This window comes from Paramesorhizobium salinisoli (assembly GCF_003335045.1).
Lineage (GTDB): Bacteria > Pseudomonadota > Alphaproteobacteria > Rhizobiales > Rhizobiaceae > Paramesorhizobium > Paramesorhizobium salinisoli.
On the sequence record NZ_QOZG01000001.1, the window covers coordinates 630,921 to 652,838 of the forward strand.

Here is a 21,918-nt window from a genome sequence, read left to right on the forward strand (position 1 = left end):
CCTCCCTGATCTGTCGGTAACGTAGCTTATTGCGCTTTGTTCCTGCAAGTGGGGCAGGCGCCGCCGGTATAGGCCGGACCATGCAATCACGATTTGAAACATTCAGGGGGTAATACTGCACAAAACGCCCGCTCATGCGTTTACCGCTGAAGGAGGAAGTGCAATGATACATTGTATGAAGGTATTGATCGGTGAAAATGACCGCCTACCAAATAAGACTAGGGGCCAGACAGGCAAAGGACTGCCCGACAATAGTGTTACGCCTCACGACGCCGATCCAGACCAATTTGCCCACACAAAAAAATGAGCTCCAAGGGTGATGTTCGAGAGAAGCTCAGCGAAGAATTCAAGGAAGGAAGCGAAGCTGCCACAGAAAGGTTTGGGCCTCAGCATTGTTAATGCGGCACCACACGACGTACTGAACTAGGGCCGCATTCTGTAGCTGACTGGACCAAGCACAAATCCAAAGGAGTTGGCCATGTCATCAGATGAACGCGATCCGCGCCGCCAGACCCGGAAAGTGACGACGAGGTTCCAAGAGACGATTAGGCATCTGCGCCAGGGTGGCGGGAAGGACAAGCCTCAACTACGGATATTCGGAATCTCCCCTGAAGTCCTCAACGGAAACACCAGGATCTTTGACCATTTTGAGCGCCAGAGTGAAATTGCGTGGCGGAGCTGAACATGGCAAGCATGATCAAATCCAAAATCAAGCGGGATCGGTTTTCCATTCGGCATTACGGAAGGCCGCGCCTGAAACTCAGATCGGTCAGGTCAAGGCGAGCGTCCAGGAGGAACCGTAAGCGCTCGGGTTGCCTCGTTCTTATTTGGCCCGTCCAAGCCACCGTATACCGTAAGCCTCCAATTCCAGACGGAACCGACCTTGCGAAAATTCTGGCGTGCTTCCGCCAAGAAGAGAAATAAGCGGTCCCACGTCGAGCGGCAGTTTTATCTCGACCTTGGTTTTGCTGCCTTTTAAATTATGCAGCAGAATGAGAGGCGTGTATTCGGACTTGTAGTGGAGCGCCAGCACGTGCTCGGAGCTGCTCTCGAGTATACCGCAGCCACCGCTTTGAATTTCCTTGTGCGCGCGGCGAAACCGCGTCAGCTGCTTGATGAACGACAGGAGCGAATCCGGCCTGTTGCATTGCTCCTCTACATTGACGCGCTCAAAGGAGAACGGCCCATCGCGGATCACGGGCTGAACGAGCTTGTTGCGAGAAGCTTTGGAAAAGCCGGCGTTCAAACCGGTATCCCACTGCATCGGCGAGCGAACGGCGTTGCGGCCCGGCTGGGAAAGATCTTCTCCCATGCCGATTTCATCGCCATAGACGAGCAACGGGGCACCCGGCATTGCGAACAGCAGGCTATAGGCCATCTTCAGCCGCCGCTCATCTCCTCCCAGCATTGGCGCAAGCCGCCGCCGCAGCCCTCGACCATAAATTCGCATGTTTTCCTGGGGCGCGAACGCCTTGAAGACGCTCTCAAGTTCTTTCGGCTCCAATCGCTCCAGATCCGCTTCATCGAAATTGCGCAGGAAGTTCGCCCATTGCCCGTTCAACGGCGGCTGCGGAAGCAAGCTCAGGCCTCGATGGATCGGTTCGCTGCTCTCCTGCGCAAGCGCCAGGATCAGATAATTATTGAGCAGGAAATTGAACATCATGTTCAACCGGCTGCCATCGAAGAATTTCTCCAATTGATCCGGATTCTCATCGACTTCGCCGAGCAGCAAGACGTCGGGCTTGAAATTCGTCGCCCTTTTATAGATTTGCCGCAAAACGTCGGGTATTTCCTCGGCTTCGCTGGGCGTCGCCAGCGGGTTCTCCAGCATATGCGACGCCGCATCGACACGAAAGCCGGCGATGCCGAAGCTTAGCCAATAGTCCAGGATCCGCGCGATCTCATCGCGTACATCAGGGTTGGCGTGGTTGAGCCCGGGCTCGAAGTGATAGAACCGGTGATGGTAAAACGCTCGCGCCACCTCGTCATAGGTCCATACCGTCTCTTCTTCACCAGGAAAAATCGTCCCCTGGCCGGGTTCAACGGGCGGTGGGTTCTCTGTCCAGACATAATAATCGCGGTAGCGAGATTTCTCGTTGTAGCGGGCGGCTTGAAACCACGGATGCTGGTCGGATGTATGGTGGACGACCAGATCGACGACGACGCGGATGCCATGTTCGCCCGCCTGTTGCACGAAATCGAGGAAATCGCCGAATAGGCCAAATCTGGTATCGACCCGGAAATAGTCTGTTATGCAGTATCCATTGTCGTCACCGGCCGAGGGATAGAACGGCAAAAGCCAGATACAGGTAACGCCAAGATCGGCAATATATGATAGCCTCGACGTCAGTCCCTTGAAATCGCCTACCCCATCGCCATTCCCGTCGCAGAAGCGCTCGACGTCGACAGCATAGATCACGGCGTCTTTCCACCAAAGATCGTTCATTGTACCTCCAGGATGAGTTCGAACCATCCTCAATGGCTCCGCCGTCTTAAAAGGGCGGTAACGGCAAATGCGAGAGCGGCAGGAACCGTGGCGGCGATCAGCCTGCGGGCGGTGCCGGCGGCCAGGATATGGGCGCTAGGGCGAGCTTCATCGCCGAAGCGCCCACGGGTTCCGTAGTCCTTCTCCTCGTCCGCCGCCTCGAACAGATTGCCCTCATGATCCATGGCGGGTTCGCCGCTGAACTGACCTGACCAGCCGAGATCGGCGAGCTTGCGGTCGAGGTAACCGGGCGCGACGGCACTGCCCGCCATAACTTCAAACGAGGAGGCGCCGACGACAAGCTCGCGTGGCGCGAAATCGGCAGCCCGCAGGATCGCCGCCGCCGCCACTTCAGGCTCATGCACCGGCGCAACCGGCCGCGGCTGGTCGGAAAGCCTGTTGCGCGCCCAATCGAACTGCGGCGTATCGAGCGCCGGCAGCACGACGAACGACATCCGCACCCGGCTTCTCTCCCGGATCAGTTCGCTGCGGATCGATTCAGTGAACCCCCGAACGGCGAACTTGGCGCCGCAATAGGCCGCCTGAAGAGGCAAGCCATGATAGGCGAGCGCCGACCCAACATTGACGATCGTCCCGCGATTCATCTGTCGCATGCGCTTCAGCGCGCTCATCGTGCCATAGACCTGGCCAAGATATGTCACTTCGGTGACGCGGCGGAACTCATCCACAGTTACCTCGGAAAACGGGCTGAAGATGGTAGCCATGGCATTGTTGATCCAGACGTCAATCGGCCCGAACTCACGCTCTGCCTGCTCGGCGGCCGCTTCGATGGCTTCCGCATCCGCCACATCGGTGGGGATGCTTAGCGCCACTCCTCCCGCTTTCTCCACATCGCCACGCGCGCCCGAAAGCCCGGCCCGGCCGCGTGCAAGCAAAGTGACCCTGCAGCCGCGCTTCCCAAAGGCAATGGCAGCCGCCCGGCCCGCGCCGGCGCTGGCTCCGGTGATAACGATGTGTCGTGATCGATCTTGGGGCATAGCGACCTCGTTGGAAAAGACAATTCCTTCCATAACGGGCAGCCGAACCCCGGAGTTCCGTAGCCTGCAGAGGCCTTTAGGCCATCATCTCGATGAGCACGCCTTCATTGCCGCCGAGACGCAACCTGTCCCTCAGGCGCTCGTCGGCACGATCGGCCTTTGTCGAGAGCACGATCCGGCCTGGCCCTGGGAGCGTGATCTCGGCTGGAGCTGCTCCCAGATTGAGCACGATGAGATATCGTTCGTCTCCCATCTCGCGCATATAGGCCAGCACGTCGCCTGACGCGTGGACGGTGGTGTAACTGCCGATGGTGAGCGCATCGCTTTCACCTCGCAGGGCCAGCAATCGACGATAGAGCGAAAGCATGGACGCTGGATCATCGCGTTCTGCCTCGACATTGAACCGCGCGGCATCGGGCGAGATCGGCAGCCAGGGCGATGTCGTGCTGAAACCAGCATTAAACTCGCCGCTCCACTGCATGGGCGTGCGCTGCGGATCGCGACCGAAGCCCCGGCCCGGCACCCGACGTTCGAACGGGTCCTGCACACGCTCGGGCGGAATATCCACGTCCGTCATGGCAATCTCATCGCCGTAATAGATGGTCGGAGTGCCGCGCAGCGTCAAAAGCAGCATGGCTGCGACACGCGCCTGTTCCCTTCCCACCCGTGTTGCGATCCGCGTTTTGTCGTGATTGCTCAACACCCAGTTCGGCCAGCCACCCTCCGGCAGGGCTGCCTCATACTCCTCGATCTGTCTTTGCAGGTGCCGGGCGTTCCACTGCGCCTCGATCAGGTGAAAATTGAAAGGCAGATGCGCGCCGCGCAGATCGCGTCCATAATAGGCGACAAGGCGCGCTACCGGCAGATATATCTCCCCGATCAGAAGGCGGTCGGACCCATATTCCTCAAGTACGCCACGCATTTCCTCCACGACCTCATGCACCTCTGGACGATCGGTATTGTAGATCTGCAGCACCTTCTGGTGCGGCGGCATGCCATCTGTCCAATCCGGGTTCAGGGGGTTGTCGCGGAACTCATCATCCTTGATTAGATGCCATATGACATCGACGCGAAAGCCGTCCACGCCGCGGTCGAGCCAGAAGCGCAGCACATCGTACATTTCCCGGCGCACCGTCGGGTTCCGCCAGTTGAGATCCGGCTGCTCCTTCAAGAACGCATGGTAATAATATTGCCCGGTGGCCTCGTCCCATTGCCAGCCGCCGCCGCCGAAATTGCTCGGCCAGTTATTCGGAGGGCCGCCGTCGGGAGCCGGATCGCGCCAGATATACATGTCGCGCTTCGGATTATCGCGCGAACTGCGTGCTTCGAGGAACCACGGATGCTGGTCCGACGTGTGGTTGGGGACGAAATCAAGCAGCACCCGCAAACCGCGTCGATGTGCTTCCGCCAGCAGGTGGTCGAATTCGGCGAGCGTGCCGAACCGTGGATCGATATTCCTGTAATCGGAAATATCATAGCCGAAATCAGCCATCGGCGAGGGAAAGATCGGCGAGATCCAGATCGCATCGACGCCAAGCCATACCAGATAATCGAGCCGTTCGATGATCCCCCCGAGATCCCCGATACCATCGCCGCCGCTATCCTGGAACGAACGCGGATAGATCTGGTAGATGACACCGCGCTGCCACCAGGACTCCACTCGGGCCTGCTTTTGCAGCCCCTGCGCCGCGCGTGTCAGATCAGCCTTTGAAACAATGTCGTCCATCATGCGCAGCTAACATCGACCGGCGGCCAAAGTTCCGCTCGCCTATGGCACGAACCGGGATTTGAATTACGCAAAACCGCGGACGGATGCCCCGGGCAATCGGTTCGCGACTTCCAAAGCAACTCCGCAGGTCTTCCTGATAGTGCCAAAAAAAAGGCCGGACTAAAAAGCCCGGCCAATGCTGAAGGTTATGACCTCCAGAGGGGAACAGTCGACGTGAAGAGTGGGAGGAGCGACCCGTCGACTAACGCGATAAGAGAGTGATTCTCGGAATGATTCAAGATATATTTCTTCTACATCAGCTATTTTGGGCAAAAACCAAAGTAAAAGGATAATATTCTCTTTATCCAAGAATAATTTTATCCTCCCAATTAGTTGTATGATGCCAATACCGGCACAGTGCTTCTCACATCGGCACAAATCACAAAACAATCCAGACTTGCCTGACCTATCTCCTCCAGGGGGATATCAAAAAATAGTCTAAACTGACAAAGCTAACGATAGATCGGGTTTCTCAAAACCTACACCCTGCCCTTTCTGGATTAGATAAAAACCTTTATCTCACGGTGCGATTTGCCATAGGTGCTTCAAGAAATGTTCGGCAGGAAGCCTCCGAAAGGCCATTAACAAACGATTAAGCAACCAATACTTCACCGGCAATTGAGCACATGCACGCCAGGCGCTCTAAACCCGAAGAAGCAGCGTATCAGTTGCTGGAGATGGCGAACCAAATGGGGTAACAGAGCCTTCTTTGGTTCGCTTCGAAAATAGCGGAGACAAGCGAGCCCGACCTGTGGAGACGAATGGATCTCTCTTCAGCCCGAGTCCGATCCTCGACTTCGGGCCCTGTCGCCCTCAATTCCAACGATCAGTTTCCGCAACAAGCCCGCCAGCGTCTCGCGCTCCTCTGCGTCCAAAGCATGTAGAAATCTGGATTCGCTCGCCATATCGGTGCGGAACGCCTCCTCGGCAAGCGCCACGCCAACCTCGGTCAGCGCCACCAGAACACTACGCCCATCGTGCTGTGATTTCTCGCGTCGGATCAGTCCGCCCTTCTCCAATCGGTCGAGCCGATGGGTGAGACCTCCCGATGAAATCATCAGGGAGGAATACATCTCCGTCGGCGTCAACCGGTAAGGCGGTCCGGATCGGCGCAAGGTAGCGATCACGTCGAATTCGCCCCGGTCGAGGCCGAAACCGGCGAAAGTTGCCTCGATGCTGGGACGTACAAGGTTCGACAGCCGAAAGGCCCTGCCCAGGATCGTCATCGGTTCGGTATCGAGATCGGGTAGCTCCCGCCGCCACTGCTCACGCAGCCGGTCGACATGGTCGCCCTCCCTGCGATCTCCGTTCTGTTCAATCCCGTCAGTCATCCCATACCTCAGCTTTCAAATTCGCAGGTGAACATACACGTTGTGAGTCAATCAGCAAAGATATCTCGACGGGAAGATAACTATCTTGACAGGAAGATAACTATCCGGATATATCTTCTCGTGAAGATAGTTACTGCATAGGCAGTGCGAGAGGAGGCACACGGATGTTCAGGATTCTTCGCCACCAGGAACCACAGCCCGGCCAGAGCCGTACAGTTCGCTTCGAGGGCCGCGACGCGGGCAGCCAGGTCTCATTCTTCCTGGTAGATGCCGAGCCGGGTCGCGGGTCTGTCCTGCATGTCCACCCCTATCCAGAGACATGGATCGTCAGACAGGGCGAGGCCGAGTTTACCGTAGGCGATGACAGGACGCGGGCTTACCCCGGAGATATCGTAGTCGCAGATGCCAATATTCCGCATCGCTTCGAGAATGTCGGCGCGCAACGGCTCGAACTCGTCTGCATCCACCCCAACGACACAATCGTGCAGAAAATTTGTGAAACTGTTCTTGAAAAACGCAAAAGGGAGAACCGCAATGCCAAAGATGATCTTCATTAATCTGCCAGTGCAGAATATCGCCGCAGCGACACGCTTCTACGAGGCGATCGGGTGCAAGAAGAACGAACAGTTCAGCGACGAAAATGCATCCTCGATGGTCTGGTCCGACACCATCACCTTTCAATTGCTGGCGCAGGATTATTTCGCGACATTCGCTACGAAGCCGATTGCCAATTCGCAGGAGACGGTCGGCATGCTGATCGCCCTGTCATGCGAAAGCCGCGAAGAGGTAGATACGATTACCAAAGCCGCTGCGGCGGCGGGTGGCAAGGCCGACATCCGCGAACCGCAGGACATGGGCTTCATGTATCTGCGCAGCTTCGAGGATCCCGACGGTCATGTCTTTGAACCGGCATGGATGGACATGGGGGCGGCATCCGCCCCTACAAGCGAGTAGCAAAGCAGTCGGGCCCGGCTTCCCGGATAGACGATTAATGACCGCCTCCCATTCGGGTGGCGGTCCAATTTAAGTCGACTTCGGCTATACGAAAATGCGTGCTGAATATCCGTGATATCAACTTAAAGCAGAACGTGAGGTATACTAATATATACTACACAATTCCTTTATATTTTGGACTGATAATTAAAATTTCTGAATCAAAACATGAAGTAGAGTACCCCTGTGCGGCGAATTTTTCTATTTTTTTCAGCTGTAGTTCTCATATCCTTTGCGTCGGCATCCTCGGGTACCGCAAGCTTCGACTGCACAAAGGCCGGCGCACCCGATGAGCGCGCCATTTGCGCCATCGGGCGAGGAGTATCATGCTGACGATACCGGCACAGTTTTGGAGTCGAACATGATCCTTTCCACACGAGCAACTGCCATACTCATCGCATGGCTGATTGCTCTGTTCAGCCTCGCCGGATGCACCCCACACCAAGACCGGCCTGTCGGCATACCCAATCCGGCATCAGTCTATTGCATCAAGATCGGCGGCCGTTTGGAAATTCGCCAGGAGCCTCAAGGGCAGTCCGGCTATTGTCATCTGCCTGATGGGCGAGTGGTCGACGAATGGGAGCTTTTCCGCTCGCAAAATCGAAATCGCCAGTGATCGGCTGGGCGATGCCATTACGGAACGCAGGAAGTCGCAGCAAGATCTGAGAATGTTGAATGCCCATGCCAGCCCCCGGGAGATGACATGGGCAGTTACGGCTTGGCGTTGACCGTCATCAAAAATGGTAGAATGATACTGCTGGACCCAGTCCCTTGCGCCAGCAAGGAGGTAAACTTCGGAGGCCCAATTGGATAAAAACATCCGCGAGTTTGATGGGGCATGTCACTGCGGTACCGTACGCTTTCACGTTCGCCTAAAGGACGGGCTTCACTCGGCGCGGCGGTGTACCTGTTCCTATTGCCGCATGCGCGGCGCAGTCGCCGTATCAGCCGGGCTATCTGATCTTGAGATAACGCAAGGGGTTGACGCGCTGACGCTCTACCAGTTCAACACAGGGGTTGCGAAGCACTATTTCTGTTCCAGATGTGGAATCTATACCCATCATCAACGCCGTTCAAATCCCAACGAATACGGCGTCAATGTTGCCTGCCTTGATGGCATAAGCCCCTTCGATTTCCCTGAAGTGCCCGTGAACGACGGCGTATCCCACCCTTCCGACAGAGGAGAGAACACCGGTTCCGACTTGGCTGGAATGCTGAAGTTCATTCCGTCCGAATGACCGGCCGGACTGCGGCGCCGGCCCCGATGAAGCCGCCGCCGCCACGCCGAACAGGATCACAGCATGATCCGCTCCCGCAGCCGGGTGGTCAGGCGGCCTCGGGAATGCGCGCGATAGCCTTGATCTCGAAATCGAAGCCGGCGAGCCAATTTACACCGACTGCGGTCCAGTTTGGATAGGGCGCATCGCCGATCACCCTTTCACGAACGGCCATGATCGTTTCGAACTGCTTTTCCGGGTCGGTATGAAAGGTGGTGACGTCCACCACGTCGTCGAATGTGCAGCCGGCTGCCGCCAGGACCGCATTCAGATTGTCGAAGGCGAGTTGAACCTGGCGCTCGAAATCCGGCTCGGGAGACCCATCCTCCCGGCTGCCGACCTGACCCGAGACGAACAGAAGATCGCCTGAGCGGATTGCCGCCGAATAGCGGTGGATTTCATAAAGCGCCTGCCTGCCGGCCGGGAAGATCGCATCACGTTTGGCCATTTTCTTGTTTCCTTTTACGAGATTGGGTCGTTGGAATATGGGGTGATCAGAGCTGCGCCATGGCGCAGCGCCCTATGCGCCATCGGCCGAAAGCCATAGAGCGATTGCGAGCCCGACGCCGCTCGCGCCGCCGGTAACCGGAGCTATTTTGTCCTTCATTGCCCGTTCTCCTTGTAGAGATGATGAGGCCCAAAGATATACATCCTTTACCTACGTTCAATAACGCACTACATCTACATTAGATATCAAGGAGTATATCGACATGCTTGATGCGATCGGACCATCGCGCGAGGAAGCACTCGGCGCCCGCCATATCCTTGATCATATCGCCAACAAATGGGCGGTGCTGATCCTAACGGTGCTGTGCCCCGAACCGGCGCGCTTCAACGAGATCATGCGCCGGCTGGACGGGATCACGCATAAGGCGCTGGCCGACGCGTTGAAGCGCCTCGAACGGAATGGCTTAATTGTCAGAAAAGTTCTGCCGACGTCCCCGGTCGGCGTGGAATATTCCATTACACCGCTTGGACTCTCCCTGCAGAGACCGTTCGAGGCACTCTACGAATGGGCCCTTGAATATGGCTCCGAGGTGAAGCGGGCCCAGGCGGAGTACGACACGGACAGGAACTGAACCACCGACGCAGCAGAGCTGTGGCTGGTCGTATGGGAACGATGATTTGTTGCGTCTGTCACCGGCTGCGAGCAATGCATCTTACCAGAAGCACTGCTCGCTATTGGTCATCATCGCATCATCGCGGCAACATTGCCGCCATCGACCGTGATTACCGCTCCGGTCGAGGTTCGCGCCCGCACGAGATGCAGAACCGCTTCGGCCACATCCTCCGAGGAAACCTCCCGTTTCAAAAGATTGCCGCGCATATAGACGTCTGGGGTCACGCCCCGCGCACGCGCCCTTTCCTCGACCATTTGGTCGGTCATCAGTCCCGTGCGTATCCGGTCGGGGTTGATCGCATTCACGGTGATGCCATCGGCGGCATGTTCCAGGGAATATTGGCGCATCAAAGCCATAAGCGCCGCTTTGGAGGTCCCGTAGGGGCCGAAATCGGGACCCGGATTCACGGCCTGCTTGCTCACATTGAACACGATAGCCCCGCCGGTCCCCTGCTTCTGCATCATCTTGACCGCAGCGCGCGCGATATAATGATGGCTCCAGAAATTAAGGTCGAATGCAGCCTTGAACACATCGTCATCGACGGCCGTCAAGGCCCCCTGGAATGCCGCGCCCGCATTGGATACCAGCACATCCACCCCACCGAACTGCGCCGCAATCTGCGCAAGAGCATTGTCGGCGGCGGCTGGGTCGGTCAGGTCGCACGCAATGGCGAAGCCCCCCAGCCGCTTGGCTTCAGCGGCGACGCGTTCTGCATCAATATCGATGAGGGCAACTTCCGCGCCCTGGTTTTTCAATAGCTCCGCAATGGCGAGGCCGAGACCACCCGCGCCGCCTGTCACGACGGCGACCTGCCGCGTCAATGGCTTTTCCGTCAGCTTGGTAAGCTTTGCCTGCTCCAGTGACCAGTATTCAATGTCGAAAAGGTCTTCCTCGGACAGTGCCTCAAACTGGTCGATGCCCTCTGCGCCGCGAATGACCTCAATCGTAGCTTCCGCAACATCGGCGCAAATGCGGGCAGATTTCTGCGTGTTTCCAGCCGCAAAAAGCCCGATTCCCTCAATGTAAAAAACGCGCGGCATCGGATCGAGCATTTTCTTGCCCCCGCCCACGCGCGCATTGTTGCGCTCGAAATACGCCTTGTAGTCCGCCTGGTAGGCAGCCACCGCTTCTTTCACACCAGCAGCCCATTGCTCGAGACTGTCAACTTCCGGCTTCGGCAGAGCAATACCATAGCGCTTGATGTGAATGACATGCTCCGGTGTCGCATTGCCCCGACGCACGAGGTCGGCGACGTCAGGCGCGCCGCAAAAATCAAGAACGTCGTCGTTGACGCGGTGCTCGAGGATAAAGCGGCGCGGACGTCCCTCCTCTGATCCGGCCAGGGCAATCGCCCCGCGCAATATCGGCGCGATATCGGCAACCGAAGCCATGGCCCGTGCAGGTTGTGCAGCGCTCGCGGTTCCAAACGGACGCGGCCTGCCTTCGGCAATACGCTTTTCCGCCCGGTCGATCGCGGCAATCATATTTTCGTAGGCTTCACGTGGGTCCTCCGACCAGGTGAAGATACCATGCTTGAGCAGGATCATACCGGGAGCATCGGGGCGTGCAGAAAATGCTTTCAGGCAAGCCTTTGAAAGATCGAAGCCAGGCATGACATAGGGCACGACGATCATCTCCGGGAAAAGGTCCCGGATGATCTCCTCGCCGCGCGGCTGATTGGTGAGCGCCACGATGGCGTTTGCATGGGTATGATCTACATGCTTGAACGGCAGGATCGCGTGGAGGATAGCCTCCACGGATGGGTTCGGCGCTGCCGGATCGAGCAACAAGCGCCGCTGTAGCATGACCATATCGTCATCCGACAAGGTCTCGTAGTTCACCATTGCCTTCAATGGTTCCAGATGCAGAGCAGGAAGGCCCGCCGGTTCGATCTTGCCCATATCCCAGCCGCTGCCCTTGACGCAAAGCACGGAAACTTCACTTCCATCATGGTCAATCAGCCTGGTCTTCACCGAAGTATTGCCGCCGCCGTGCAAGACCAGCTTCGGCTCGGACCCCAGAAGACGCGTCGTATAGGTACGAATGGCAACGTCGTGGTTGACGCCTGCCTTTTCGTACCCGCCGACGATCTTGTCGAAATCCGTCTGTGACCAATTTGATTTCATCTGCCGTTCCCTTAGATCAGCACTGCGCATCAAACGCAGACGCAAAGGCGCAATCATGAAAAATGACAATTTTTCATGGCGCAACAAAGACTTATGGAAGCTCCTCTTCCTATCATATACAATTGACATGATTGGCTGACATTAGTCAATTCGATTGAAGGTCGCGTTGATCAAAAGGCTTTTCTGTGCAACTCAGGCACGACAAAGTCAGCAGGAGACCAGTATGACATCGGGCGCGCCGACACCGTCTAAGCATGCCATCCCGGCCGAGTTCGATGATGTGGTTGTCTGGGCGGCCTGGCTCTATTACGAAAACCAGCTGACCCAGAACGAAATCGCGCACATGCTGGGCGTTTCGCGCGCCACCATCGTCAATTATCTGCAGGAAGCGCGACAAAAGGGCGTCGTCCGTATTCTGATGAACCCGGAAATCGCGACACGGACGCAAATTGCCCGCAAACTGGCTGCAAAGTTCGGCCTCTCCGAAGCGCTCGTCATTCCATCCGAAAAGTCCCCCACTGCCGAAGCACGCCTGAAGGCGCTGGGCGCCGGCGGCGCGCGATTGATGGAACGCATGGTGAAAGCAGGCGAAACCATCTGCGTTTCCTGGGGACGCACCGTACTCGCCATCGCCGATGCGATTTCGCTGCCGCAGCCCATGGAAGGGCTGACCGTGGTGCAGGTCACTGGATCGTCCATGGGTAAACGGGAGTTTTCCGCCGAACTCTGCACGTCGATCATGGCGCGCAACATGGGAGCCACCAGCGTCAACATGCTCGCCCCTGCCGTCCTCAGCACCGCTGCTCTTCGCGATGCACTGATGGGTGAACCGGCGCTCCAGCGGCAATTTGAGTTGATTGGGCAGGCCAGCATGATCGTGTTCGGCGTCGGTAGCCTGGCCGCGGAAAGCACGATGCGCACCGCCGACGTCGCTAGCGACGACGAAATTGACGCCTATGCCCGGGAGGGAGCCGCAGCGGTTCTGATCTGCCGCTTCCTTGATCGCGACGGCAACCAGATCGTTCGCGAACTGGACCAGCGTGTCATCGGCATAGAACTGGATGAACTGCGCAATGTGCCGAACAGGCTCTGTGTCGCAGGCGGAGCACAGAAGATGGAAGCCATCCGCGCGGTACTGGCCGGTGGTTACGCCACGCACCTGGTCACCGATATGGACGCTGCCGAGCGACTGCTTGCCGATTAAAGGAAGGGGCCTCTGCGTTGCCCCTCCCCCTCTTCCGTCGATTTATTGCGATCCTAAGCTTCAGGCTGCGCGGCCTGCAGTTCAGGACGCCGACGTTTGCCGCCGAAGCTGAGCAGCCAGCCGGACAGCCATTCCATGTAGAGATAGATGACGGGCGTCACGAACAGCGTCAGCGCCTGCGAAACCACAAGGCCGCCCACCACGGCCACGCCGAGCGGCTGGCGCAGTTCGGCACTGGCCCCCGTACCAAGCGCGATCGGCAGGGTGCCCATGAGCGCCGCCAGCGTTGTCATCATGATCGGCCGGAACCGCATCAGGCAGGCGCGGTGGATGGCCTCCACTGCCGTGCGTCCCTCGCGTCTCAGCTCAACGGCGACATCGATCATCATGATGCCGTTTTTCTTCACGATGCCGACCAGCATCAGCACGCCGATCACGGCGATGACCGACAGGTCCATGCCACCGAGCCTGAGCGCCGCCAGCGCTCCCACTATGGCGGACGGCAGGCCGGTGAGGATCGTCAGCGGGTGGATGAAGCTCTCATAGAGCATTCCGAGAACGATGTAGATGGTGAGGATCGCCCCGCCGATCAGCAGACCCTGGTTGGAGAGCGAATCCTGAAAGGTTTTGGCCGTGCCCGAAAAGCTGGTCGAGATGTTCTTCGGCATCCCGATCTGTTCCTTCAGCGCGCCGATACGCGTAACGCTGTCACCCAGCGCCACGCCCTGCGGCAGATTGTAGGAGATTGTCACGGCCGGAAGCTGACCAAGCTGGTTGACGGTCAGTGCACCGGCGGTGCGATCGATATGGGCGAAAGCGCCGAGCGGCACCAGGGTTCCGCTGGCGCTCCTGATCTTGATCGACATCATCCGCTCCGGCGTCCACTCGATCTTCGGATCGAGCTCCATGATCACCTCATAACTGTCGGCCGAACCGAAAATGGTGGAAACCTGGTCCGTGCCGAAACCATCATAAAGGCTCGAACGCAATGTGTCGGTATCGACGCCGAGCGCGGCCGCCCTATCCCGATCGACAACGAGCGTAGCCTGCAAGGCATTGTTTTGCAGGTCATTCGTGACGTCGGTGAATGTGATGTGGTCGGCAGCCATCGCATCGGTGAGCTTCTGCGCCCAGATGTCGGCCTGACCGGCGTCGAGCCCCTGCACGACGAGCTGGTAGGCGCTGGCCGCCGAGCGCGAACCGAGGCTCAAATTCTGTACCGGCTGCATATAGGTGTTGATGCCGGGGACATTCGCAAGCTGACGCCTGAGATCAGACAGCACCTTATCGAGGTCGGGCCGCTGGTCCTTCGGCTTGAGCTGCACAAACAGACGGCCCTGGTTGAGACCCGACGAATTGCCTCCGCCCCCCACTGATGAGCCTACATGGACCACATAGGGTGAATCCTGGAAGACCTTCGCGACTTCGCCTTGCAGCTTGACCATGGCGCCAAAGGAAATGTCCTGCCGCGCCCGCGTTGTCACGGAAAGCTGGCCGATGTCCTCCTGCGGGAAAAAACCCTTGGGCGAAGTCTGGATCAGCCATACAGACATGGCGGCCGTTGCCAGAAAGACCAGAAAGACCGCGATGTGGTACTTCAGGCAGAGTTTGAGCAGCCAGTCGTAAGCGTGGAGCAGCTTCCCGCGCTCATAACCCTCTTCCTCGCCCTTCTTGTGCTTGACCACTGAAAGCAGGCGCGAGCACAGCATCGGCGTCAGCGTCAGCGACACGAACATCGAGGCAAGGATGGACACCGTCACCACGACCGCGAACTCGTTGAAGATTCGGCCGATCACGCCGCCCATCAGCAGCACGGGGATGAAGACGGCCACCAGAGAGATCGAGATCGAAATGATGGTGAAGCCGATCTCGCGCGAGCCCTTCAGCGCCGCGTCGAACGCGGAGAGATGCTCCTCCTCCATGTGCCGGAAGATATTTTCCAGCATGACAATGGCATCGTCCACCACGAGGCCGACGGCAAGGGTCAGGCCCATCAACGAGATGTTGTCGATGGAGAAACCGAATATATACATCGCCGCCAGCGTCGCGATCAGCGAGATCGGCACCGCAACCGCCGGAATGATGGTCGCCGTGACACGGCGCAGGAACAGGAAAATCACCATCACCACCAACCCGATGGTGAGCAGCAGCGTGAACTGCACATCGTCCACTGCCTGGCGGATCGAGGTCGAACGGTCGTTGAGCAACTTGATCGAGGCCGCCGCAGGCATCTGATCGTCGAAGGACGGCAGCATCGCCTTCACCTTGTCCACCACATCCACCGTGTTGGCGTCCGGCTGGCGCTGCACAGCCAGCAGAACGGCGCGCGAGCCATCGTACCAGCTCGCCGTCGTCGTGGTTTCCACGGAATCGACGACGCGGGTAACGTCGCCCAGCCGCACCGGATGCCCGTCCTTCGTAGCGATGACGATATTGGAGAAGGCGGCAGCATTGGAAAGCTGCGTATTGGCGGTGATCGTGAGCTGCTGCTGGCTGTTCTGCAGCACGCCGACCGGCGTGTTGCTGTTGGCTGAGCTGATCGCCGTCTGCAACTGGTCGATCGAAATGCCGCGGGCAGCAAGCGCCGTCGGGTCGATCTGAATACGTACGGCATATTTCTGCTGGCCGAAGATCGAGACCTGCGCCACGCCGTCGAGTGTGGAAAGTGAAGGCGAGATCACGTTTTCGGCGAAGGTGTCCAGATCCGTCAGCGGGACGGTGTCGCTCACCAGCGAAAGGATCAGGATCGGCGCATCCGCCGGATTGACCTTGCGGTAGCTCGGTGGCGAGGTCATTTCGGGCGGCAATTGCCGTTGCGTTCGCGCTATTGCAGCCTGCACATCCGCCGCTGCCGCGTCAATATCGCGGTTCAGCACGAACTGGATGGCGATGGACGTATTGCCGAGTGAGTTTGTAGTCGAGATCGAATCTATACCGGCAATCGTCGCAAACTGTTTGATGAGCGGTGTTGCCACCGATGTGGCCATGGTTTCCGGCGAGGCGCCGGGCAGCGAGGCCGAAACATTGATCACCGGGAACTCGGCGTTCGGCAAAGCCGCAACGGGCAGGAATTTGTAGGCGAACAGCCCACCCAGAATCAGGGCGAGCGACATCAAAAGCGTAGTGACGGGCCGGCGGATACAGAATTCGGAGATCATGGCTGCGTGGCTCCCTCGACAGGTGGCTGTCCCTCAGCCACCTTGGGCGCCGGCTGGCCGGGATTATCCGTTGCCTTGGGTTCGCGTGTCTTGGGTTCGCGCACGGCAGCGCCGTCCTTGAGGCGTAACTGCCCTTCGACCACGACGCGCTCTCCGCTTTTTAGTCCCTTAGAAAGGGCGCTGTTCTGGCCAGTCGTCAGCGCTACCTCGACCGGACGGAATTCGACAGTATTGTCCGGCTTGACGACATAGACGAACGGGCCCTTCTGGCTGGGCTGCACGGCGACCGTCGGCACGTAGACCATGTTCGGCATCGTACCCGCGTCGAGCGCCACATTGACATATTGCCCTGGCCAGAGGGCAAGATCCTTGTTGGGCACGGTCGCCCGCGCGAGGATCGTACCCGAGGTGCTGTCCACGCTGGAATCGAGGAAGTCGAGCTTGCCCGAACCGACCGGGTTCGGGTCGCCGTCGTTGCGCAGCGTCACTGTAGCGCTCCCCGGCGCACGAATGGCCTTCTGGAGGAGCGGAAGGTCGCTCTGCGGCAGACTGAAGCTCACGCGCAGCGGATCGACTTGCGTGATCGTCACCATCGGCGTAGCCGATGAACTGCCGGTCGAAGACGTCACGAGATCGCCGACCGAGACGTTGACCGCGCCCAGCCTGCCGGAGATCGGAGCGGCGATCCTGGTATAGCTGAGCTGCACATCGTCAGCGTCTATTGTCGCCTGATCTGCCTGCACCGTCGCCTCATCCGCTTTTTGGGTGGCGAGCGCCTGGTCGTAGGTTTGCTGCGTACCAGCCTGTTTCGCCGCCAGGTCCCTGGCCCTCACGAGATCCTGCTGCGCACCCAACAGCAGCGCCTGGTCCTTGGCAAGCGTCGCCTGATCCTTGTCGCGTTGCGCCTTGAGCGCCCGGTCGTCGAGCGTGAAGAGGAGATCACCTGCTTTCACCATCTGCCCATCTTTTACCGCAATGGAGGCGATCTGGCTTGAAACACGGGTACTGATGGCGACGACGGCGGGCGAAGAGATCGAGCCGATCGCGTAGCGGAGGATCGGGAAATCCGCGGTCTTGGCAGTAGCGGCAACGATAGCGACACCGTCCTGCCCTTGTCGATTGGTGGACCGCGCCTTGCCCGGCTGCACGGTATGTTGTGCCGAAAGAACCTGTTGAACCTTGCCCCACGCTCCCGGCGAGAGATAAACCCCCGCCCCGACCAGGCAAGCTGCTGCGGCAACTGCAAATACGTTTCTTACGCGCATCGCCAATGGACCCTTTCACCCGCGGTTCGGGTTACTGGTTGATACACCGCGGCGTTCTTGCCGCAATCGGCGGAAAATACGGCGTCGCCTCGGCAGAAAAGCGACAAAAGTAGCCATTACAAAGATTTAATGTGCGCCGCATTTCAGTCTCAGCAACATGTCGAGAGACTTACGGGCATCAGGGGACTGTTCCGCAAACGGCACGTCGACAGAAGCTGGACACCGCTCAATACGGCGGCATGAAGGAATTCGTTCCAGCCATATCTGCTTGCCGCAAAAATAGGACATTCGACAATTGGCAAGCTCACCGACCGAGTGCCTAAAGCCACCCTGCCATTCAGCGGCTTTTCCAACCGCCGTCTTTACCGATTGCTATCGCTAAGGGGTCCGGTTGGCCGGTCGCGGCCTACTCATCCACAACCGCAAACGCATCAACCTCTATGAGATAACCAGGAGAAAGGGCGGTGACTCCTACGAGGACGTCGGCAGGCTTGTGATCGCCGAACAGCATCACTCGAGCTTCTTCGACAATCGCCATATGACGATCGCGCTGGTAATCAACAACATAGATCGTAATCTTTGCCACCTGTCCGGGAGAGGCACCGGCGGCGGCAAGGGCTCGACCAAGATTGGCGAACACCTGGCGCGCCTGAACCGCCAGATCACCGGGGCCTACAAGCTTCCCGTCGATGTCTTCCGGTTCCTGACCAGCGACGAATATGAGTTTGGTCCCCCTTGCGACAACGACTTGAGTATAGGTCGTTGGGGTCGGTAGATCGCGCGGATTGATACACTCTAGCGCCATCTTTTTCGCTGCCCTTTTGCTTGCCTCGTCGTTCCGCTGTTCGGGCCATTGGGACGTCTCCTTTGTCAGAGACCACGCCGTAGCTCAAAACCGTTCGAACACTATTGATTACAATAGCTGCATAACAGTTTCCCTGGCTATCCTCTTCTACTCCGCACCATTCTCCCCCTCATTCCCACTCGATTGTTCGCGATATAGCTATCGCCGCTAAGTGTTCCGATCCGCATTGACCATGTGAACCACATGGCATCCGACAGTACGCCCGGCTCATCGGGTGACAGCCATCGGATGACTTGCTTCCAGTGGTGTCGCGGATCTGCCGGTGAGGGCTGATGTCGGTGATTTAGCCGATATCGACGTTCATGGCGAAGTCCCAGGTGCCGGCGCCGTTTTTGGCCAGGCCAATCATCATCAAACCGAGCGCCTCAAGCGTCTGGGCCATGTGCAAGCCGCCCACGTCGAGCGGACGCAGCCCGAGGCTTTCGAGGTACGTCGAGACCCGCGCTTTCGCCTCGGCATCGTCGGCTGCGATGAACGCGTCCAGGCGTCCACCCTTGGCAAGTACGTGACCGAAGATGGTGTTGAGTGCCTTCACGACGTGCGCGCCGGCCGGGAGGCCTTTGGCGGTCTCCTGCGCGCCAGAACTGCCGTGGGGCGTGACGAGGCCCGAGAGGTCGGGGGCAACCGGGTTGGCGATGTCGACGATCACCTTACCAGCGAGCGCTTTCCCAAAGTCGGCCACCGCCGCCGCTGCACCGCTGTACGGCACGGCGAAGATGACGATGTCGCCCGCGGGGGCGGCGCCGTATATCCCAGTGGTCGCTCCGGCTCCAAGTTGGTCGGCGAGCGCCCGCGCCTTGGCGGGGTCGCGGCTGATAACCTCGACAGTGTGTCCGGCCTGGGCGGTACGGCCCGCGATTGCGGCGGCCATGGTTCCTGAGCCGATGATGCTGATAGTGCTCATGTGCAGTCTCCTATTGAGTGGTGGGTATTACTGCTGGTAGTTCCTAAGGGAGGATCCCCGTCTATTGGCCGGACGGATCACGAGATCGCGATACGGCCCGCCGGGAAGTAATGGCCGTTGTCGAGGTCCTTGATCAGGGCCGGCTGAGCGGGATCCCAGCCGAGCGTCTGACGGGTGATGGCATTAGACGCCGGAAGGTCCAGCGTGACCAAATTCGCGAGAAAGCCGAAGTAGCCAGGCAACATCAGTACATCCGCGGGAATGGGTACAGCGGGCACGCCCATACGGCTGCCAATGGCCTCGGCGATCTCGCGGAACCGGATGCCATCGCCCTCAATCCCGTGCCAATATTTGCCAGCCGGCCCCTTCTCCAGCGCCAGGCGGAACAGGAAGGCGAGGTCGCGGGCATGCACAGCCGGCCAGAGGTTCGCGCCGTCTCCGGGGTAACCGATAACGCCCTTCTCCTTCGCAAGCCCGATCAGCAGTTGGAGGAAGCCGGCATCGGTCGTGCTGTGCGCGATGGGAGGAATTCGGACGACCGAAGACCGCACGCCCCGCTCCGCGAGGCCGATCACGGCGAGTTCAACGGCGTTACGAACCCGCAGGGTGCCCTTGTATGCATCGCCGCCGGGAAGGGCCGGATCTTCCTCGGTGGCTGGCCGGCCCAGATTTTCCCACCCCGGCGAGCCGATGCTCCCCGAGACTACGAGCGGCTTTCCGGTCCCCGCCAGCGCCTCGCCGTAGGCGAGCATGATCTGGAGCTCTGCAGCGGCCACGGCGTCGATCCCGCCGGAGGGCAGCAGGTCTTGCCGGTGCGCGACGTGGATGACGCCGTCGGAATCCGCCGCTGCCGCCTTGAGCCCGTCGAGGTCGGTAATATCACCACGGCGCACCTTGGCGCCGAGGGCCGACACCGCAGTCGCGGACGTGTCCGACCGGGCCAGGCCAGTGACCTCATGTCCGGCCGCGATGAGCTCGGGGATGATATACGAACCGATATGGCCGGTCCCGCCAGTAACTAAAACGCGCATAGTGCTGCTCCTTGGGTAATGTGATGCGAGACGTGGTGCCGCGGGCTCAGCCGAGGAGGCTGACGCGGATTGAGAAGTTGGTGTGTTTGATGGCGTGGGTCATGAGGCCCAGCCACAGCATGCAGGCGTGCTCCAGCGTCCTCGCCATAATCAGCCGCCCGGTATCCATCGGACGCAGCCCGAGGCTGTTGATGAAGGACGAGACACGCGCCTTCGCCTGAGAGTCGTCCCCGGCGATGAACACGTCCAATGGATGGCCCCCGATTGGACCGGCAGCCAAAACCTGAGCGTTCTGGGTGTTGAACGCCTTGACGACAGTGGCATTGTCAGGAGCAACCCTGGCGATCTCCTGCGCGCCGAAACTGTCTTCAGGAGTCAGGAAACCCTTGAAGTCGGATTTGATTGGGTTGGTGATGTCGACGATGAGCTTGCCTGCCAGCCTTTCGCCGTACTGCTTCACCACGTCGAGAACGGCCGAATAAGGAACCGCCAGGATGACAATGTCCCCGACGGGAGCGGCGCCAAACCTTCCGGTCGTCGCGCCGGCTCCAATCTGCTTGGCCAGCGCCCGCGCCTTCGCGGCGTCGCGACTCGTCACCTCGACGGTGTGTCCGGCCTTGCCGGCAAGGCCGCCGATCGCTGCGGCCATGCCGCCTGAGCCGATGATACTGATAGTGCTCATGTTCATTTTCCTTGCGCAGCGGACAGCGCCTTTGTTGCCATTTGCACAGATGCACTCTATTTAGTGGTTCGCCGATCCGCTTAATAATCGGATCACCGATCCATATATACGAACCACTGATCCGTTTATCAAGGCATCTCATGCGAGCCGACGCAAAAAAAAATTACAGCCATATCCTCGCGGTCGCGCGTGACGTCGTCACCGAGCACGGTATCAATGCTTCCATGCGCGATATCGCCCGTCGGGCCGAAGTTGGGTTAGCCACGCTGCTTCGTCATTTCCCGACGCGAGAAGCCCTGTTCGAGGCGCTGCTGTGTACGAATCTGGACGCACTGACTCAGAGGGCCGATGAACTCGAAACGTCGAACTCACCTGACGAAGCGCTCATCTCCTGGTTCCAGGAATGGTTGGTGTTCGCTCAAAGCTATAGGGGCGTCGTCGTCATGATGGCCGCCGCCCACACGAACCCGGACTCCGCGCTTTATGCTTCATGCGCCGCGGTGCATTCGGCGAGCGCGCGACTGCTGCTCCGTGCTCAGGCCGAAGGGACGGCGCGCGCCGATATGAATGGGGACGACCTGTTCGCCCTGATGACGGCTCTCGGATGGGCGATCGACCAACCCTCATTCACGTCACGGGCCGATCATCTCTTTCGCATCATTACGAGCACCATCCTGACGAACCCGTCGAGCCGCGCGCCAAGAAAGTAG

At 58.9% G+C, this 21,918-nt stretch carries 19 protein-coding genes; 7 read left to right on the forward strand and 12 right to left on the reverse strand.

The features are described 5' to 3' along the window. Window positions 1-823: 823 nt before the first annotated feature. From DUT91_RS02970 to DUT91_RS02985, 4 genes are all read right to left on the reverse strand, one after another. Window positions 824-2,446, reverse strand: a complete 1,623-nt coding sequence (locus tag DUT91_RS02970) for an alpha-amylase family protein (RefSeq protein ID WP_114438837.1) — start codon at window positions 2,444-2,446, stop codon at window positions 824-826. 29 nt (window positions 2,447-2,475) lie between these two features. Then, window positions 2,476-3,483, reverse strand: coding sequence for an SDR family oxidoreductase (locus DUT91_RS02975; RefSeq protein ID WP_114439023.1), 1,008 nt, complete (start codon window positions 3,481-3,483; stop codon window positions 2,476-2,478). A gap of 76 nt (window positions 3,484-3,559) precedes the next feature. Beyond that, window positions 3,560-5,212 (reverse strand): alpha-amylase family glycosyl hydrolase, encoded by a 1,653-nt coding sequence (locus DUT91_RS02980; protein WP_245419459.1) that lies wholly within the window; start codon window positions 5,210-5,212, stop codon window positions 3,560-3,562. 812 nt (window positions 5,213-6,024) lie between these two features. Further along, the gene (locus DUT91_RS02985; protein WP_114438838.1) at window positions 6,025-6,582 is read right to left on the reverse strand and encodes a MarR family winged helix-turn-helix transcriptional regulator; all 558 of its coding nucleotides are present in this window, start codon (window positions 6,580-6,582) and stop codon (window positions 6,025-6,027) included. Window positions 6,583-6,746: 164 nt separating this feature from the next. Here DUT91_RS02985 and DUT91_RS02990 point away from each other — a divergent pair, with 164 nt between their 5' ends. From DUT91_RS02990 to DUT91_RS03005, 4 genes are all read left to right on the forward strand, one after another. Then, window positions 6,747-7,139 carry a cupin domain-containing protein gene (locus DUT91_RS02990; RefSeq protein WP_114438839.1) on the forward strand — a complete coding sequence of 131 codons (393 nt, stop codon included), beginning with the start codon at window positions 6,747-6,749 and terminating at the stop codon, window positions 7,137-7,139. Continuing rightward, entirely contained in the window at window positions 7,117-7,536 is a 420-nt protein-coding gene (locus DUT91_RS02995) for a VOC family protein (RefSeq protein ID WP_114438840.1), read from the forward strand. Before DUT91_RS02990 ends, DUT91_RS02995 begins: the two co-directional genes overlap by 23 nt. A 328-nt stretch (window positions 7,537-7,864) precedes the next feature. Next, window positions 7,865-8,191 (forward strand): putative hemolysin, encoded by a 327-nt coding sequence (locus DUT91_RS03000; RefSeq protein WP_245419461.1) that lies wholly within the window; start codon window positions 7,865-7,867, stop codon window positions 8,189-8,191. A gap of 190 nt (window positions 8,192-8,381) precedes the next feature. Beyond that, complete coding sequence (locus DUT91_RS03005) at window positions 8,382-8,813, forward strand: GFA family protein (protein ID WP_114438841.1); 432 nt, start codon at window positions 8,382-8,384, stop codon at window positions 8,811-8,813. An 88-nt stretch (window positions 8,814-8,901) separates the two neighbouring features. Here the strand turns inward: DUT91_RS03005 and DUT91_RS03010 are convergent, their stop codons facing one another. Next, entirely contained in the window at window positions 8,902-9,300 is a 399-nt protein-coding gene (locus DUT91_RS03010) for a RidA family protein (protein ID WP_114438842.1), read from the reverse strand. Window positions 9,301-9,562: 262 nt separating this feature from the next. Here DUT91_RS03010 and DUT91_RS03015 point away from each other — a divergent pair, with 262 nt between their 5' ends. Then, on the forward strand, window positions 9,563-9,931 hold the full coding sequence (locus DUT91_RS03015) for a winged helix-turn-helix transcriptional regulator (protein WP_114438843.1): 369 nt from the start codon (window positions 9,563-9,565) through the stop codon (window positions 9,929-9,931). Window positions 9,932-10,041: 110 nt separating this feature from the next. Here the strand turns inward: DUT91_RS03015 and DUT91_RS03020 are convergent, their stop codons facing one another. Next, on the reverse strand, window positions 10,042-12,099 hold the full coding sequence (locus tag DUT91_RS03020) for a bifunctional aldolase/short-chain dehydrogenase (protein ID WP_114439026.1): 2,058 nt from the start codon (window positions 12,097-12,099) through the stop codon (window positions 10,042-10,044). 223 nt (window positions 12,100-12,322) lie between these two features. On the opposite strand from DUT91_RS03020, the gene DUT91_RS03025 reads away from it, so the two are divergent. Further along, window positions 12,323-13,303, forward strand: coding sequence for a sugar-binding transcriptional regulator (locus DUT91_RS03025; RefSeq protein ID WP_114438844.1), 981 nt, complete (start codon window positions 12,323-12,325; stop codon window positions 13,301-13,303). 53 nt (window positions 13,304-13,356) lie between these two features. On the opposite strand, the gene DUT91_RS03030 is transcribed toward DUT91_RS03025, so the two are convergent. From DUT91_RS03030 to DUT91_RS03055, 6 genes are all read right to left on the reverse strand, one after another. Continuing rightward, window positions 13,357-16,461: an efflux RND transporter permease subunit gene (locus DUT91_RS03030; protein ID WP_114438845.1), complete on the reverse strand. Its 3,105-nt coding sequence runs from the start codon at window positions 16,459-16,461 to the stop codon at window positions 13,357-13,359. Then, complete coding sequence (locus tag DUT91_RS03035) at window positions 16,458-17,726, reverse strand: efflux RND transporter periplasmic adaptor subunit (RefSeq protein WP_114439027.1); 1,269 nt, start codon at window positions 17,724-17,726, stop codon at window positions 16,458-16,460. Before DUT91_RS03035 ends, DUT91_RS03030 begins: the two co-directional genes overlap by 4 nt. A gap of 406 nt (window positions 17,727-18,132) precedes the next feature. After that, window positions 18,133-18,531, reverse strand: a complete 399-nt coding sequence (locus DUT91_RS03040) for a RidA family protein (protein WP_114438846.1) — start codon at window positions 18,529-18,531, stop codon at window positions 18,133-18,135. A 343-nt stretch (window positions 18,532-18,874) separates the two neighbouring features. Continuing rightward, on the reverse strand, window positions 18,875-19,495 hold the full coding sequence (locus tag DUT91_RS03045) for an NADPH-dependent F420 reductase (RefSeq protein WP_114438847.1): 621 nt from the start codon (window positions 19,493-19,495) through the stop codon (window positions 18,875-18,877). Window positions 19,496-19,572: 77 nt separating this feature from the next. Next, the gene (locus DUT91_RS03050; protein WP_114438848.1) at window positions 19,573-20,526 is read right to left on the reverse strand and encodes an SDR family oxidoreductase; all 954 of its coding nucleotides are present in this window, start codon (window positions 20,524-20,526) and stop codon (window positions 19,573-19,575) included. A gap of 46 nt (window positions 20,527-20,572) precedes the next feature. Beyond that, the gene (locus tag DUT91_RS03055; protein WP_114438849.1) at window positions 20,573-21,208 is read right to left on the reverse strand and encodes an NADPH-dependent F420 reductase; all 636 of its coding nucleotides are present in this window, start codon (window positions 21,206-21,208) and stop codon (window positions 20,573-20,575) included. Between the two features lie 140 nt (window positions 21,209-21,348). On the opposite strand from DUT91_RS03055, the gene DUT91_RS03060 reads away from it, so the two are divergent. Further along, window positions 21,349-21,918: a TetR/AcrR family transcriptional regulator gene (locus tag DUT91_RS03060; protein WP_114438850.1), complete on the forward strand. Its 570-nt coding sequence runs from the start codon at window positions 21,349-21,351 to the stop codon at window positions 21,916-21,918.

Coding starts and splice junctions, on each gene's coding strand:
- DUT91_RS02970 (WP_114438837.1), bottom strand. CDS start 2,446: ATGAACGATCTTTGGTGGAAAGACGCCGTGATCTATGCTGTCGACGTC.
- DUT91_RS02975 (WP_114439023.1), bottom strand. CDS start 3,483: ATGCCCCAAGATCGATCACGACACATCGTTATCACCGGAGCCAGCGCC.
- DUT91_RS02980 (WP_245419459.1), bottom strand. CDS start 5,212: ATGATGGACGACATTGTTTCAAAGGCTGATCTGACACGCGCGGCGCAG.
- DUT91_RS02985 (WP_114438838.1), bottom strand. CDS start 6,582: ATGACTGACGGGATTGAACAGAACGGAGATCGCAGGGAGGGCGACCAT.
- DUT91_RS02990 (WP_114438839.1), top strand. CDS start 6,747: ATGTTCAGGATTCTTCGCCACCAGGAACCACAGCCCGGCCAGAGCCGT.
- DUT91_RS02995 (WP_114438840.1), top strand. CDS start 7,117: ATGCCAAAGATGATCTTCATTAATCTGCCAGTGCAGAATATCGCCGCA.
- DUT91_RS03000 (WP_245419461.1), top strand. CDS start 7,865: ATGAGCGCGCCATTTGCGCCATCGGGCGAGGAGTATCATGCTGACGAT.
- DUT91_RS03010 (WP_114438842.1), bottom strand. CDS start 9,300: ATGGCCAAACGTGATGCGATCTTCCCGGCCGGCAGGCAGGCGCTTTAT.
- DUT91_RS03015 (WP_114438843.1), top strand. CDS start 9,563: ATGCTTGATGCGATCGGACCATCGCGCGAGGAAGCACTCGGCGCCCGC.
- DUT91_RS03020 (WP_114439026.1), bottom strand. CDS start 12,099: ATGAAATCAAATTGGTCACAGACGGATTTCGACAAGATCGTCGGCGGG.
- DUT91_RS03025 (WP_114438844.1), top strand. CDS start 12,323: ATGACATCGGGCGCGCCGACACCGTCTAAGCATGCCATCCCGGCCGAG.
- DUT91_RS03030 (WP_114438845.1), bottom strand. CDS start 16,461: ATGATCTCCGAATTCTGTATCCGCCGGCCCGTCACTACGCTTTTGATG.
- DUT91_RS03035 (WP_114439027.1), bottom strand. CDS start 17,726: ATGCGCGTAAGAAACGTATTTGCAGTTGCCGCAGCAGCTTGCCTGGTC.
- DUT91_RS03040 (WP_114438846.1), bottom strand. CDS start 18,531: ATGGCGCTAGAGTGTATCAATCCGCGCGATCTACCGACCCCAACGACC.
- DUT91_RS03045 (WP_114438847.1), bottom strand. CDS start 19,495: ATGAGCACTATCAGCATCATCGGCTCAGGAACCATGGCCGCCGCAATC.
- DUT91_RS03050 (WP_114438848.1), bottom strand. CDS start 20,526: ATGCGCGTTTTAGTTACTGGCGGGACCGGCCATATCGGTTCGTATATC.
- DUT91_RS03055 (WP_114438849.1), bottom strand. CDS start 21,208: ATGAGCACTATCAGTATCATCGGCTCAGGCGGCATGGCCGCAGCGATC.
- DUT91_RS03060 (WP_114438850.1), top strand. CDS start 21,349: ATGCGAGCCGACGCAAAAAAAAATTACAGCCATATCCTCGCGGTCGCG.